At 47.4% G+C, this 13800-nt stretch carries 11 protein-coding genes and 1 pseudogene; 4 read left to right on the top strand and 8 right to left on the bottom strand.

The annotated features are described in order from the left end of the window. Positions 1–881: 881 nt before the first annotated feature. The 5 genes from JGK36_RS27130 to grxC all read right to left on the bottom strand — a co-directional run bounded on the left by JGK36_RS27130 (position 882) and on the right by grxC (position 6557). A complete protein-coding gene (locus JGK36_RS27130; protein WP_293147937.1) occupies positions 882–1463 on the bottom strand; it encodes a hypothetical protein in 582 nt (193 codons plus the stop codon). A gap of 160 nt (positions 1464–1623) precedes the next feature. Beyond that, the gene (locus JGK36_RS27125; protein ID WP_293185844.1) at positions 1624–3462 is read right to left on the bottom strand and encodes a CHAT domain-containing protein; all 1839 of its coding nucleotides are present in this window, start codon (positions 3460–3462) and stop codon (positions 1624–1626) included. 240 nt (positions 3463–3702) lie between these two features. Further along, positions 3703–4821, bottom strand: a complete 1119-nt coding sequence (locus JGK36_RS27120) for a Gfo/Idh/MocA family oxidoreductase (protein WP_293185842.1) — start codon at positions 4819–4821, stop codon at positions 3703–3705. 433 nt (positions 4822–5254) lie between these two features. After that, positions 5255–6229, bottom strand: coding sequence for a glutathione synthase (gene gshB / locus JGK36_RS27115; protein WP_293185840.1), 975 nt, complete (start codon positions 6227–6229; stop codon positions 5255–5257). A gap of 67 nt (positions 6230–6296) precedes the next feature. After that, entirely contained in the window at positions 6297–6557 is a 261-nt protein-coding gene (gene grxC, locus JGK36_RS27110) for a glutaredoxin 3 (protein WP_293185839.1), read from the bottom strand. Between the two features lie 458 nt (positions 6558–7015). Here grxC and JGK36_RS27105 point away from each other — a divergent pair, with 458 nt between their 5' ends. Then, complete coding sequence (locus tag JGK36_RS27105) at positions 7016–7159, top strand: hypothetical protein (RefSeq protein WP_293185838.1); 144 nt, start codon at positions 7016–7018, stop codon at positions 7157–7159. A gap of 24 nt (positions 7160–7183) precedes the next feature. Here the strand turns inward: JGK36_RS27105 and JGK36_RS27100 are convergent, their stop codons facing one another. Together JGK36_RS27100 and hflX are read right to left on the bottom strand one after the other, a co-directional pair. Next, positions 7184–7786, bottom strand: a complete 603-nt coding sequence (locus tag JGK36_RS27100) for a PEP-CTERM sorting domain-containing protein (RefSeq protein ID WP_293185837.1) — start codon at positions 7784–7786, stop codon at positions 7184–7186. A gap of 1140 nt (positions 7787–8926) precedes the next feature. Beyond that, a complete protein-coding gene (gene hflX, locus JGK36_RS27095; protein WP_363319279.1) occupies positions 8927–10573 on the bottom strand; it encodes a GTPase HflX in 1647 nt (548 codons plus the stop codon). Positions 10574–11108: 535 nt separating this feature from the next. Here hflX and JGK36_RS27090 point away from each other — a divergent pair. Continuing rightward, the gene (locus tag JGK36_RS27090; RefSeq protein WP_293147923.1) at positions 11109–11321 is read left to right on the top strand and encodes a chlorophyll a/b-binding protein; all 213 of its coding nucleotides are present in this window, start codon (positions 11109–11111) and stop codon (positions 11319–11321) included. Positions 11322–11541: 220 nt separating this feature from the next. Further along, positions 11542–11778 carry a hypothetical protein gene (locus tag JGK36_RS27085; RefSeq protein WP_293185835.1) on the top strand — a complete coding sequence of 79 codons (237 nt, stop codon included), beginning with the start codon at positions 11542–11544 and terminating at the stop codon, positions 11776–11778. A 326-nt stretch (positions 11779–12104) separates the two neighbouring features. On the opposite strand, the gene JGK36_RS27080 is transcribed toward JGK36_RS27085, so the two are convergent. Beyond that, complete coding sequence (locus JGK36_RS27080) at positions 12105–13205, bottom strand: tetratricopeptide repeat protein (protein ID WP_293193293.1); 1101 nt, start codon at positions 13203–13205, stop codon at positions 12105–12107. 150 nt (positions 13206–13355) lie between these two features. On the opposite strand from JGK36_RS27080, the pseudogene JGK36_RS27075 reads away from it, so the two are divergent. Then, positions 13356–13541, top strand: a pseudogene (locus JGK36_RS27075) (heavy metal-binding domain-containing protein); the annotation flags it as partial. Positions 13542–13800: the final 259 nt, after the last annotated feature.

Genomic DNA, 13800 nt, shown 5'->3' with positions numbered 1-13800 from the left:
TCAGCCTGCACAACTCTCTGAGCGCCAAGAATTCGGCTTTGTCAAGGTCGCGTAGTTGGTTTTTCTGAGTAGAGTACATAAACATTGCTTTCGCTGATATCACCATTATATAGCGAAAGTTAACCAACAACAAGTTATTTTTGCCATGCATAGATTTATTGCTCATTCGTCGCTCACCTCTCCCTACCGATACCTAACGATTGTCGGTTTCGGTTGGGGTGAGACTCCTCACTCGCCTCCTATCCCTCCCCGCGCTAAAAGCGACGGGGTTTCTCGGAGGTTCCGATGATAGTTCACTCGCTGCTTAGTGGCAAACTGCTCAGCAATATCCAGTCCAGGCAAAGTATAGCAAGAGCTTCTTGAGATTGTGTGCGATCGCACAACTACAAACCTGGTTGGATTTTCGGAATGCACGTGCTCATAAAATTCTGCGGACTAAAGTTCACACTACAAACGTGCCTCCCTATAAACCAATACTGTTCACTTAAGACAGATCGCCCCTAACCCCCGTTAAAAAAGGGGAGTAGGGGGTGGGACAAGAATGCTCTCAAAGTCAACCCCTACTCCCCTTTTTAAGGGGGATGCGAGGGGGATCTCCGGCGCATAAATAGTGTTAAGTAAACCGTATTGCCCTATAAACCAAATTTTTTGCCCCATTTCTGATGGTTTTTCCTGTTTACTGCCAGCCTTCTTCGACTTTTTGCAGTTATTTCAACCAAAAAATATCATGTCTACAAATCAAATAGGATTGCTATCGTTTGAGATAGCAATCCCTAGGGGCTAATAATTAGACGAATGTGACATCTAACTAAAGGTAGATTGATTTTATATTAATTTAAAAAATTACCGCGATCGCAGCCTAAAAAACTAGCCGTCAAAAACTAATCAGAAATTTCTAATTGCGAGATTGCATAGCGGGCGACAGCCAAACCAACTCTCGCCTGTTCTATTTCCGACAATTGGGCCCAAGGTCTTCTAGTCTCCATCACCACTTCCACTGCGGACGAATCAGCCTCTCGCATCGCATAAGCCAAAGGACGCGCCAACACCTGCAAATCTTCCTCAGCCCACTGAGGCAAAATATCTAACACGCACTCAACCATTTGGTCAGCTAAAGATTGATACTTAACAGTTGCGTTTTGGACGCTTTGAGCGATGCAGGCTAGAAAATCTTGAGGAACCCGAGCAAATTTTTCGCGCAAAGACTTTTGTAGAGAAGTCGCCAGCCAAATTTGTTCTAGTTGTCCGAATAAAACTTGCGACTTCTCCGCTATATCGCTGTCGCTGAAGGAATCAAACAGGGCAAATTCTTGCTCTAGATCGGTTAAATAAGATTCTGATTCAAGCTGTGCGGGATTCCAAGGATAAGCAACATCAGTCTGAACTATTGTGGTGAGAAGTTCCATCTGCGCCTGAGTTTGTGAGTCGCGAAAATATTGAGAATCAGGAGATTGGGTAGCCATGATGTAATACCTAAGTAGTTCAAGTAAAATACAGAAGGTGGACTCTGCCAAGTGCTAGTTGCCAGTGGTGAGTAACTGTTTTAACTTCAGACTTGAGACACGGGCGTCGAGAACTTTGGTGTCCCGATCGCCGATTGCCTTCATTAGCTACACCCGCACCTTAATTAGTTCCGCAATCAGTCTCACTGTAGCCCGAAGTTTTTGGAACCTCAATAGTGAACTCAAAAATCTGACCTTGAGAACTGCCAAATTTTAGCTGAGTACCCGATTGCAGCAGCAGTTCTTGGTGGTGAACTCTCACCCATCCGTCTGTACCCAAAACTAGAGTCCCGTAGCGGGAAAAATCGCGCAGGAAGTAGCTAGGTTCGCCCCCGCGATCGCCGATGCTGTTGCGACAGAAAATCTCCGCGTGTTTTTGAGAAACCCACTGTTCTCGAATCACTACGTCGTTTTCTTCCCAGCGTCCGACTCGAACCATACCAGCAGTAATGGGCCAAACCTGATTGCCAGATTCGCTAGATTTGACATTTGGTCGATCGCGCCCCCGCAAGTAAGCACAAGACGGCAAACGTCCCAGCCAAGTAGAAGAATTCAAAGGCAATTCAGTTTTCAGGTCATCTACCGGTTCAGTCAGTTGACCGTCAAACTCTGGGTGCATATACAGTACGGGCAACGTCCAAGCCGGTTGATTGAACTTGTACAGTGTCAGTAGCTGCTGTCTGGCGACGGCGACGGCGCGATCGATCGACATTCGTCCTGCCAAAGCTTGGGCAAAAGTTTGGATAAAACTCAGGGCCTCGCGATCGGCGATCGAGTCCCGCATCCCCAACACCGCCGGCACCCCGTGATGGATCAGCACCTCAGCCAAACTGCTGCGGGCGATCGCCTGTTGCTGGCCGTTATTTGAATGCAGCCTCTCCACCGCCGGCTGAGCTCCCCAGCAGGCATTAAACACTGCCAGCGTCACGCGGCATCGAACCAAAACCTGAGCCAATTCAGTACCGTTAATCGCCGTGTCCGGCCCCAAAAACAGTAAGCCACCGTCAGGGCCAGGTATCCCGTGGCCGGCGTAAAACAGAATGTTATAAGCTTGAGTTTCCAGCCGAGAAATTAGTTCCGCCGGAGTAGGTTCGATCAGAGTATCGACGCGAGTCGGAACGCTGATGTCGAAATATTTACCGCTGTCGTCGGTTTGAAAAGCATTTTCCAGAACCCCAGCTAGGGCGACTGCTTCTGCTTCCAACTGCAAATGACGATTATTGCCCCTGGAAAATTCAGAATTAGCACCGCGGCCAGGTTCTGCTTGTCCCAAAACGAGCAAAATGCTGAGGGAATCGGCAGGACGCAGGGGCGGTAAAGGCTCAACATTGCTGGTAGTGCGGCTGAAAAGCAGTTGCTGCGACAGAGAAATAGCCGGTTGACCGGCTTGAGGCTGCATAATTTCCCAAGGTAGGGCAATCAAATACGGTTCGCGCAAGTCTATGCGGACTCGCAGGGGTAGATTTTGCCCGATCGCGATACCTTTACTTTCCTGGAGACTGCCCTGAATCGGCCCTTCAAACAGCCACTGCCAAAGATCGATCCCCAAATGCTGCATCAGGCGACTGCTGTAGCTAGGAGGTGGCGGTAGCGGATTCTGCTCGCCCCTCTCCACCAACCCCCCTTGACTGAGGTGGAGCGGCACAGAGCGGATAATAGGAGGGATTTGTAGGGATTGAGCAGTTCGTTTTTCAGTTTCTGTCAGTAGATTCTGGTTGTTTTCCGGCGAGACGAAACTGCCATCAGGATTTAGGGGCAATTCGTGAATTGTCCCTGACGGGGAAAACATTTCCTGCCAAGCTTTCCAAGATTGGGACAGGGCCAGCGGCCACATACAGTCGTGGTGAACGTACCCGCTGGGATAGGGAGCTTGTAGAACCCAAGTGGCAAAATGGTTTGCCCCAGCGGTTCTCAGGCGAGCGATCGCTATACTGAGGCAAGGACTTTCAGGGCGCGCCATTCACAACTACCGAATCTGGATATAGGGATTGATCGAGTTTCTCTATTAGTAGTTTATCGGGTTTGGGGTGCGATCGAGTGGGCGACATTGCTTTTTCATTCAGTTGACAGTTGACAGTTGACTGTTTGAGGGCGACCTCTACCTGGAAGTCCGAGGATTGGAGTAATCAATAGCCTTCTTTTAATTTCTCCCTACAAGGGTTCCGGCTTTAAACCAATTCTTTCAGGTAAATTTTTAATCTTATCTACCGCCCAAAAATTTATCTAAATTCGGTACATCCACCCAAGTTCCCGTAGCATTTGACTCCTGGGTCAAATCCATCAACAACTGCGAGTAAACTCCTTCTTTGAGCGACGGTATCAAAGATTTCCCCGCATCAATTGCTTCAACCCACCTGTCTACTACTCGAATAAACGGTGCAATTCTCCCGTCTGGATAAACTTGAGGAAACTCCAATCTCTGAGGAATCTTAATTTCAGCTAAAGGTTCTCCAGCTTGGGAACCCCACAAGCGAAATCCGTGGACGTAATCCTGCTGATTGTCGCTTCCCAAAACCAAAGTACCCTGACTGCCGTAAATTTCGACCCAATGTCCCCGCCCTTGATAAGTAACCGAACTCAAACAAACTTGACAAGGCGTTCCCCCGGCCAATTCCAACATCAACGTACAAGAATCATCGGCATCAACAGGTTTTAAATTTCCCGAATCGTTCGGATCGGGCCGCGCCGAAATTCCTGTAATCAATTGCCCAGAAAGCCTCTGCACGGGGCCGAACAGCCAGCTAATATAATCAAAAACGTGGGAACCTGTCGCGCCCAAAACTCCGCCGCCTCGCTCTTTTTGTGCGTACCAATTCCAAGGGCGAGTAGCATCAGCGCGGCCGGGCACCAACCAATCAATTTTAATTAAACGCTTTTCTCCTACATATCCTGCTGCTAATAATTCTGCTAGCATTTGCCATGCGGGAATGAACCTAAACTCAAAGTCCATGGTGGCAATTGCTTGGGTTTGAGATTCGCGATTCGCTAATCGGTAAAGTTCCCGGGCTTCATTAGCTGTCAGGGCTGTCGGTTTTTCTAATAATAAATGTTTGCCTGCTTCTAGGACTGTTTTTGCCATTTCAAAATGCAAAAATGGCGGCGTGGAAATGCTGACGCCCGCTACTTCTGGGATCGCTACTATATCTGCGATCGAGTTGCAAGCGTAGGGGATGTTGTGGGCGGTGGCGATCGCCTGAGATGAGTCTAAATTTCGGTGATAGACAGCCACAACCTCTGTCCGGTGGTGGGTCTCGAATCCGGGCAGGTGCACTTTTTGACCGAAACCTGTACCGACTACTGCAACGCCAATTTTTGACATGATTTAATAATTGGGGATTGGGATTGGGGATTCAGTCTTTGATTGAGAAGTCAACCGCAGATTGAAGGCAGATTAACGCAGATAATTTTAAGATAGGAAAGCTTCGGAGTGCAATGTTTTCTGCTCCTAGACAAGCTGGCCCAGATATGAACTTCTGACAATATTGTTGAATACACTGAGTTTTTTGTGATTTTGTTAAAAAATTTGTCCTAAAAAAGTAGCTATTACCTATTGATTTTTTGGGACGATCGGGATATTATTATTTAATAATGGGAGTGGTGACTTAAATTTAAATTTTGTCACCACTCCCATTATTACATGATACCTCTTCAAATTCTCAAAGTCAAGCTTTTTACCCTAAAAAAAAGGCGATTTTTTTTGTTATTTTTCAAAAAAAATAATTGACCGATGAGTAATTCTGGGTTATTAGATTTTAGCGTCTAGTTCCTACCTGCGAGACAGTCCATTCAATTACTTGTTTGCCCAAACTCACCTCATCAAACAAATCGATTTCTCTGATTCCTGTAGGGCTGGTGACATTAACTTCGGTGAGATAACCGCCAATGATATCAATGCCGACAAAGTACAGTCCGTCTCGTTGCAGCACAGGTGCTAACTGAGCGCAAATTTGATGTTCGCGATCGGTAATTTCTGTTTTTGCGACTCGGCCACCGACAGCCATGTTGCCTCGGAATTCATTGCCGGTGGGAATGCGATTGACTGCGCCGATGGGCTTGCCGTTCAAGAGGATGATTCGTTTATCTCCGTCTTTTGCTTCGGGCAGATAAGTCTGCACCATCACTGGAATTTTGCCTTGTTGAGTGCTAATTTCAACCATGGAGTTGAGATTGCGATCGCCCGGTTCCAAGAACAAAATCCCCTCGCCAGCTTTGCCTCCCAATGGTTTAAGAACTGCCGCTCCCTTTTTCTCCACAAATTGGCGAATTACCTGCTTGTTTTGAGAAACAATTGTTTCGGGGATCGCTCCCTCAAATTGCAAAGCATACATCTTTTCATTAGCCGCTCGCAATCCTTTGGGACTGTTAACTACCAAAGTTTTAGCGGGATCGATGCCGTCTAGAAGATAAGTCGTGTAAAGGTAGGGAACGTTGACTGGGGGATCGGTACGCATAAATACTGCGTCCATTGCTTCGAGTGGGCCCAATGCAGGCTGTTCCACCTGATACCAAGCCTCAGCCGCCTCCCAGCGCCCTTCTACTTGTTTGACTGGGGTGAGGGCTACTCTAGTCAACATTGCCCAGGTTTTGCCGCCGATGATGCTTAATTCGTTGGCTTGAGTCGCCCACACTTCGTGACCCAATTCTTGAGCTGCCTCCATCAGCGCTACGCTGGTATCATGTCCTGGAATTAGTCGATCGAGCGGATCGATGATGAATGCAAATTTCATGGTCAGTTACAATTAAAAATTGGTCGAATGAAAATTTAGGCAAATTCAAAATGCAACGGGAAATGCCTTATTTTGCTAGCAACGGATCTAGTAGGCCTTGAGCATCTAGTGCGTGCATTTCGTCGCAGCCGCCTATGTGTTGGTCGTTAATGAATATCTGGGGGAGGCTGCGGCCTCCGTTGGCTCGATCGGTCATGCGATCGCGTGCTGCTCCATCTCCGTCGATCGCGTACTCTGTAAATTCAACCCCTTTTTGCTTCAGCAGTGCTTTAGCACGAATGCAAAACGGGCAGGTTCTCCAAGTGTAAATTTCTACTTTAGGTGTCATCGGACGCTCACACAATAACAATATTTTTTATTGTAATCTTAACAATACTTCGGACAGTTTTTTAACGGCCGTGTAAGCCGAGAGCGAGTAAGCCCTGCCATTTTTTACGCATTTTCTGAAACTTAGGGCTGAACTTAAACATTGAAAAAATAGTCCAGCATATAGTCAGTAAGGGTTTCGGAGGCTCGACTAGATCTAAAACTGTCCGAAGTATTGCTTAACTAATCTTATTTTAATTTTTATATATAGCAACCCCGCCCGACGGTTGCGAACTTTTCGCGTTGTACTTCCCCATGGGATCTCTTGCTTTTGACTTCAGGGCGTTCGAGCGCTAAACTCTTCTTCCTTCTGCTCCAAGTGCACCCTGCAAGCTTTCAACAGTTGACCTGGGACAGTTGACAGTTGACCGCTTGACAGTTTAAGAGCGACCTCTACTTAGAAGGAAGAGGATTGGAGTAATGAATAGTCTGATTTTCATTTCTCCCGATCGGGGTTACGGCTTTCAACCAATTATTTCTGGTAAGGTAATTATCTATACATTTTTTATGATTTCACCTAAAAACAAAAAAACACTCGCGCTTCAAGAAACGGAGAGATGTTGAAAACAAGCAGCAGCTTGGGCCTGCTTACCGTTGCTGACCGACCTGCTTGTTTCGTTTTCTGGTGGAACAGATGATTCCTGCGCCTGTCAGCAGGAGTGCTACCACAGTACCGGGTTCTGGGATAGTTGTTCTTCTAATGACGGGGGGGTTTATGTAGTTTGGCAATATCGGCGATGGCACCTGTATCGGCGGAACTGGCGATGGCGATGGTGATACCGGTGGTATGACCGGTGGTATGACCGGCGTGGGTAATATCGGTATCGGGGTTGATGGTGGTGGTGAGGCTACCGGTGGTTCCGGTACTGCGGGCTCTACTATTATAGGGCCTGGTGATTGGACTACCGGCACTTCCGGCACTACAGGTTGTACGATCGGTATCGGTGCTGGATCTACCAGCGCTTCCGGTACCGCGTCTCGCACGGGTGCAGGTGATGTCGGTACTTCGACTGGTACGGGTGTTGGTGATTGAGGGCTGAGGGAATTATCAGGGACGCAGGCACTTGAATAGTTTCCGGGCCCGCACACATCGACTGCTGCTGAAGCCGGAGGGGCGGCAGCTAGATAGTAGAACCCTGTTGCCATTGTGGCAGAGAGTCCAATTGCTAGTTTTGCCAGTGGCGTACACATAACTATTTAGTTAAACAGTGGTAAAATCGGAGAATAGAAGTAGTGCTAGAGATTAGCGCTGCACGGCGGGCATAGATTTTAGAGTTCTTACCATAAATTGATGTTTTCTCTCCCGGACGCCTGTAAAAGATAGTATAGCGCTTGAGGCGATCGCCCAAACACTTTGGTCGTCTTATTTTATTTGACCCTAGTCGCCTAGGGTGGTTTGCACCGTCTGGCAACCTCTGAGCTAACAGCCCTTACAGCTATTAAAAGAGAGTTTTTACCGATACTTTTTTGCTAACATTTGCTAACAAATACATAAGTTGAGATCGGATCTCAACCAAGGCCTATCAACCTATGCCCGTAAAAATTTCTACAAGCACTTATATTCTTGCGTTCAGCTTGGTTATCGCTTAGCGCTATTAGCCAATCTGATTATTTGCTTTGATACTGTAGAGGCAACTTATTTATATAGCGGTTGCGTACTACCAAGGTTTTTCACCTACATCTGAGTGGGTAAATTCATAAAATAGCTCGGTAAGTGGGAAACGAGCGAGACTTTAGTCCTGAGAGGGAAACGACGGGCGCGGTTTCAACCGCCTTGAATCCCCTTGCGGGGTTAGAGGGGTATGGTTGCCGCTCTAGGTCGATATGGTTGTCTCCAAATCCCTTTCGGGTAATGTTAGCTTCGCCAAAGTTATAAGGGCTTTTTCCGGCTAGCAGCAGTGTAAAGCGTGACTTTAGAACTGTTTAACCACGCTTCGACAGAGCAAGGGACTAGCTTCGCATCCACAGGGTGTCGTGACCCAAATAACGTAGACCTCGAAGGTCTGAGGCCCGTCAGTACAGCTTGCTCGATCTCTCTAACAAGCTCAGTGGCTTGAGCCTAGAGTTACTGACTCTATATGATACGAAGACCTATGACAAATGTAAGCGATCGTCCGTGCAAATGTCCGAAAAAGTCTTACTGTTAATCAACCTTGAGCGCCGCCTCCTGAAGTTAAGTATGTAACCGATCGCAAACTATATCTGCTGTATTCTAATTAGCAATCCACAATCTGACTATTCTTTTATAGTCTCATGCTTCGACGAGATCTGTCCTCAGTATATGTACGTGTATTCCCGAATGTCAACTACTGAAAAGGAATATTTAAGTATTTACCGAGGGTAGAGGGCGTATTGAATGAGCTGGGCTAGTCGATCGCGCAGGCTTTCCATGCCGAGACCTTTGGCGGCCGAAATAAATACGGCTTGAGGAAACTCTTCTCGGGCGAGAGCAAGAGTATCTCCATCTACGGCATCGATTTTGTTAAATACTACAAGGGCAGGCCCGGGAGTTACGGGCATATCTGTCAAAATATTCATGACGGAGCGAATTTGGCTCTGCCACGCGGGATGCGAAAGATCGACAAGGTGCAGCAAAGCATCGGCATCTGTAACTTCTTCGAGGGTAGCCCGAAAAGCGTCGATCAATGAGAGGGGAAGTTCGCGAATAAAGCCCACTGTATCTGTGAGGACGATCGACAGCGGTTCTCCGGTGAGGGCGCCAGGAATCGTCAGCTTTCGGGTGGTGGGGTCGAGGGTGGCAAATAATTGGTCGGCTGCGTAGACCTCGGAATTTGTGAGCAGGTTGAGCAGAGTCGATTTACCTGCATTGGTGTAGCCGACGATCGCGACTGAGGGTACGTCCATGTGGTGCCGGTTCTGCCGCAGCCGGAAGCGGTGGGCTAGGAGTTGATTTACTTCTTGCTGCAATCTTGAAATGCGTTTGGCGATCGTCCGGCGTTCGGTTTCGAGTTTAGTTTCCCCGGGGCCTCTGGTACCGATACCGCCGCCTTGTCTCGACATTGCTTGACCGCGACCTGTCAGGCGGGGCAGGCTGTACTGTAGTTGAGCGAGTTCTACTTGCAATTTACCTTCGCTCGATCGCGCTCTTTGGGCGAAGATGTCGAGAATTACCTCCGTGCGATCGACGACACGAATACCAATCTGAATTTCCAAGTTGCGTATTTGTGCGGGGGACAAGTCGCGATCGAATACCACGAGGTTAGCGCTAATCGTTTGAGCGGTGAGGGAAATTTCTTGAATTTTGCCTTCGCCGACGACTGTCTGCGGGTGGGGGTTCGATCGCTTTTGACGCACTGTTTGCAATACCTGACCTCCGGCGCTTTCCACCAGCCGCGTGATTTCTGCGAGTCCGTCCTCAAAATCCAGCAGAGTCATGTGCTGAGTCATCACACCAACCAGCAGCACTTTGTCTTGGTCTGCATCTACTTGTTTGGCGACAAATTCTGCTTGAAAATCTGCTTCGAGTCCTTCCACCAACTCCAGAAAGTCTTGGTCTGCGAGGTCGTCCAAACTCAGTGGTTCTGATATTTTCCAGGGAAAGTTTTGAGTTTTGATTGGTGAGTTTTGAATTAAAGGCTCTTCTATTTCCTCTGTTTTAGTTGAAGCTGGTTCTAACTTAGCGCTCAACACAGAGAACTCAAAATTTGGTCGGTCTCCCTGGGGTATCAGGTGAACCAGATAAGTGTCTTGGATGTAACCGGCCGCACCGCCGCCGCGGCGCTGAAATCCTCCGCCGCTTAGAGTCAGCCAAACCAGGGCATCGAGGCGCTGAATTGCCATGGCGGTGATGGCTGCTTCGCTAGGGATTTCGGGCTTCAAGTGGGTGGCGATGCAGCGAATGCCACTGAGGCGACCTCCCCCGTAGCGGGGCAATTCTAGGGGTGCAATCTGGGTTTGGCGGGGCGTACCGACGCCGACGCGAATTACTTGTCCGCGACGGTTGATGTAGGTGCAGATTGGCTTGTCGATTTCGGTACTGATGGCGGCGACGCGCTGTGCGAATTCTGCCGTGGTGATGCGATCGCCCGGTAGTCTTTGGTGGTAAAGCTTTTCGAGTTGTTTGAGTTGGCTGGATTTGAGACCCTGAAGATTGCCGTAGATGGTTTCGATAACTGTTTCTCCCTCGCGCTCTGTCTTTGTTCCTATTTTAGTTAAGTTAAGGGCGATCGTGTTCTGTTTTGCGGTTGAAATTGACTATTTTTTTTTCCTGTAGCTTCTCGCGACTTCAGTATTGTCGAGTCACAACGGCCGTTGTTTGTCGCAGCAGGGCTTCGCAAGCTTTTCACAGCAGCCATCTCAACTTGCAGTTGTCTTTAGTATCTACCGATACAGGCGATCGCTGAAAAAATGGTTTTTAACAAAATTTAACACGTCATTTTTGTCTCAAAATCCTCCTTTAGACTTGTATGTATTTTGCACCTATCGACAGATAGCAAACTAGAAATTAGGTCGCTACCATGATAAGCGAAACATTGTTAAGGAATGTAAAAAAATGGAAACTCGCCCTACTAACTTACCTCCTACCGCTAATGCCTACAACGGCAAAGATCGGAACGCCTTTTTGTTTGGGTTAAACCCACAAGCAGAACTTTGGAACGGTCGCTTAGCGATGATCGGTTTCTTAGCTTATTTGCTTTGGGACATGGCTGGATATAGCGTTCTGCGCGACATACTTCACTTTCTGCCTACCTACATCGCTCACTAATAACGAGCATTCTATCCTGTCTGGTAGTATGAGGAAATGCCACAACTGCCAGACAGCCTAAAAGTTACAAATGGCAGCGAGTAGGATTTTGTCCCTTTGTATTTTTCGTTACTTTTGAATGGCATTAACAGACTTCTTGCTCTGATGCGATGATTCTGCGTAGGGGCGAGAGGAGTGGCGCGGTGAATATTGATAGACAAACAGATATTGTTCATGTTTCATGTTTCATGTAGATACAGAAGAGTATTTATTACACCTAACTCGTTATATTCACTTAAATCCAGTTTGTGCTACTAATATAGTTAAAAAAGCCGAGGCTTGGGAGTTTTCTAGCTATCAAGAATATAGCGGTTTTTACAAAGATTCGCGGACGTTGTTGGGCTTGGGCCCTCTTGATTTCAGCGGTTATGTAAGCTGTCAGCCATACCTCATCTTTTTGAGAAAGGCTATATATTGATTTGCGCCAGGGTAGTTTGCCTAAAATAGATCGAGTGCGATCGCAATTTCAGTCAGCAGATGCTTATCGTTACTTTTTAGAAGATTTAACTAGCGATAAATTAATCCAGCATTTAACCTTTGAAGAATAGAAAGAACCTACGTGCATCCAAGAAACCCGGTTTCTGAGTTCCACGCGCAAGCGTCCAAGAAACCGGGTTTCTCTGAGAATTTACGCCTCTTCACGAGATTTTCCGAAGAAACCCGGTTTCTGAGTATCGCGCGATCGGGGATTGTTGATTCTGACCCATCAGAAACACTATCAACTATCAACTATCAACTGACTAATTACTTTAGTTCATTGAGCGCCGCCTCGGCTTTTTGTGCGCCATCATTGTTGCCTTGCTGGCGGTAAGTGTCTAGGGCTTGTTGAAAAGCTTGAATTGCGTCGGATTTGCGATCGCGCGCTTTGAATGCTTGACCCATGTTGTAATAAGCTTCTCCTCGGGCTGGATCGAGCTGGATCACTCGCCGAAAAGTGATAATTGCTCCTGAAAAATCTTGTTTTTCTAGTTGAATTTCCCCGATTGCAACGTATGCGCTCACTAGATTCGGTCGCACGTCAATCGCTCGCTTGTAAGCTATAATCGCTCCTTCTAAGTCGTTTTGAGCTCTGAGAAGTTCGCCAATTTCTAACTGTACTTCGGGATTCCGCGGCTCTAGTTTTGACGCTTCTTCAAAAGCTGCTAGCCCTTCGGAAGTGTTGCCGCTACGCAGCAAAGCAGTACCTAATTTTAACTGAATGCTGGCTTGTTTGGGAGCGAGTTTGGCTGCTTGTTTGAGCACGGTGACAGCACTGGCAAAGTTTCCCTGCTGGATCAATACTAAACCCAATGAAGAATAAGCTTGCCAATTTTTGGGATCGAGGGCGATCGCCTCTTGGTATGCTTTAAATGCACCGCTGTAATCTTTTTGCTGAAACAGCACCACTCCGAGTCCAATTCGGGCGTTGACATTTTTGCGATCGAGCACAGCGGCGCGACGGTAAGCTGCTGCTGCTGCGGGATAGTTTTGCAGGTTCGCCATAGCATATCCTAAGGCGTATTGAAAGTCAGCATTTTTGGGTTCCAGACCGATCGCCTGTTGGTAAAATTCCACTGAGGCTTGATAGTTACCCTGACGCGCTTGTAGATAGGCAATACCGGAAAAAATGCGCGGGTTTTCCGCATCTAAACGGGCTGCTTGTTGATAAATGGCGATCGCCTTACTGTAGTCTCCTAAATCTACCAACTCGCGTCCTTGCCGCAGCAGACTATCTAAATTTGCATTATTTTTAGGTTGAACTTCCTCTGGTGTGTCTGCTGAGAGCGCTATCTGCGGCGTTGCGATCGCGAATCCCGCTACCAAAAGTGTACTGAATACCAAGAGACTTTGTTTGTGGACGGCCATTTTTTTCAAAGAGTGTGTGGATTAAAAGAGCGAATTGGTGTCAGCTTAACAAGCTTACAGCTTAGGGTTTGCCTGGAATCTTTGAGCGGGGAGATGTAGTAAACCTACAGAAATCGACCAACTCAAAATTTTCGCACTTGAGGCCAACTGATGATTGTAACAACAACTGATATCATCCAAGGAGCAGAAATTCAATCTTACTTGGGAATTGTAACTGCCGAGGTTGTCTACGGCACAAACGCCCTGCGAGATTTCTTCGCGGGTATTCGCGACATCATCGGCGGGCGCACCGGCAGTTACGAGGAAGTGTTTCTCAAAGGACAGCGAGATGCCCTCTAGACTTACCATCTCGCTACCCTTCCAGCCATTATACCTCTGTTTTCTAGACACTTTCTATTTACTTAACGTATTTGCGTCATTACAGCCGTTGAGGTAGCTTACTTGTAAGCCCGCAGCTTCTAGAGGGATTCTAGTCAAAAAAATACCCCTGATTAAAGGGGGTATGTCCTATCTATTTATGACTTCTAATCCTTGGCGGGTGTAAAGATGAGTTTTGCTAGCCTAGCTCCTCGACACTCGCGGTAGAAGGGTACGT

This window comes from Microcoleus sp. PH2017_35_SFW_U_B (assembly GCF_020737865.1).
GTDB lineage: Bacteria > Cyanobacteriota > Cyanobacteriia > Cyanobacteriales > Microcoleaceae > Microcoleus.
This window is presented reverse-complemented; position numbering and strand designations above follow the sequence as displayed.

Excerpts from the sequence above, each read along its gene's own strand:
- JGK36_RS27130 (WP_293147937.1), bottom strand. The coding sequence starts at position 1,463 with ATGGCTACCCAATCTCCTGATTCTCAATATTTTCGCGACTCACAAACT.
- JGK36_RS27080 (WP_293193293.1), bottom strand. The coding sequence starts at position 13,205 with ATGGCCGTCCACAAACAAAGTCTCTTGGTATTCAGTACACTTTTGGTA.
- JGK36_RS27120 (WP_293185842.1), bottom strand. The coding sequence starts at position 4,821 with ATGTCAAAAATTGGCGTTGCAGTAGTCGGTACAGGTTTCGGTCAAAAA.
- gshB (WP_293185840.1), bottom strand. The coding sequence starts at position 6,229 with ATGAAATTTGCATTCATCATCGATCCGCTCGATCGACTAATTCCAGGA.
- JGK36_RS27090 (WP_293147923.1), top strand. The coding sequence starts at position 11,109 with ATGGAAACTCGCCCTACTAACTTACCTCCTACCGCTAATGCCTACAAC.
- JGK36_RS27100 (WP_293185837.1), bottom strand. The coding sequence starts at position 7,786 with ATGTGTACGCCACTGGCAAAACTAGCAATTGGACTCTCTGCCACAATG.
- JGK36_RS27085 (WP_293185835.1), top strand. The coding sequence starts at position 11,542 with ATGTTTCATGTAGATACAGAAGAGTATTTATTACACCTAACTCGTTAT.
- JGK36_RS27125 (WP_293185844.1), bottom strand. The coding sequence starts at position 3,462 with ATGGCGCGCCCTGAAAGTCCTTGCCTCAGTATAGCGATCGCTCGCCTG.
- grxC (WP_293185839.1), bottom strand. The coding sequence starts at position 6,557 with ATGACACCTAAAGTAGAAATTTACACTTGGAGAACCTGCCCGTTTTGC.
- JGK36_RS27105 (WP_293185838.1), top strand. The coding sequence starts at position 7,016 with ATGAATAGTCTGATTTTCATTTCTCCCGATCGGGGTTACGGCTTTCAA.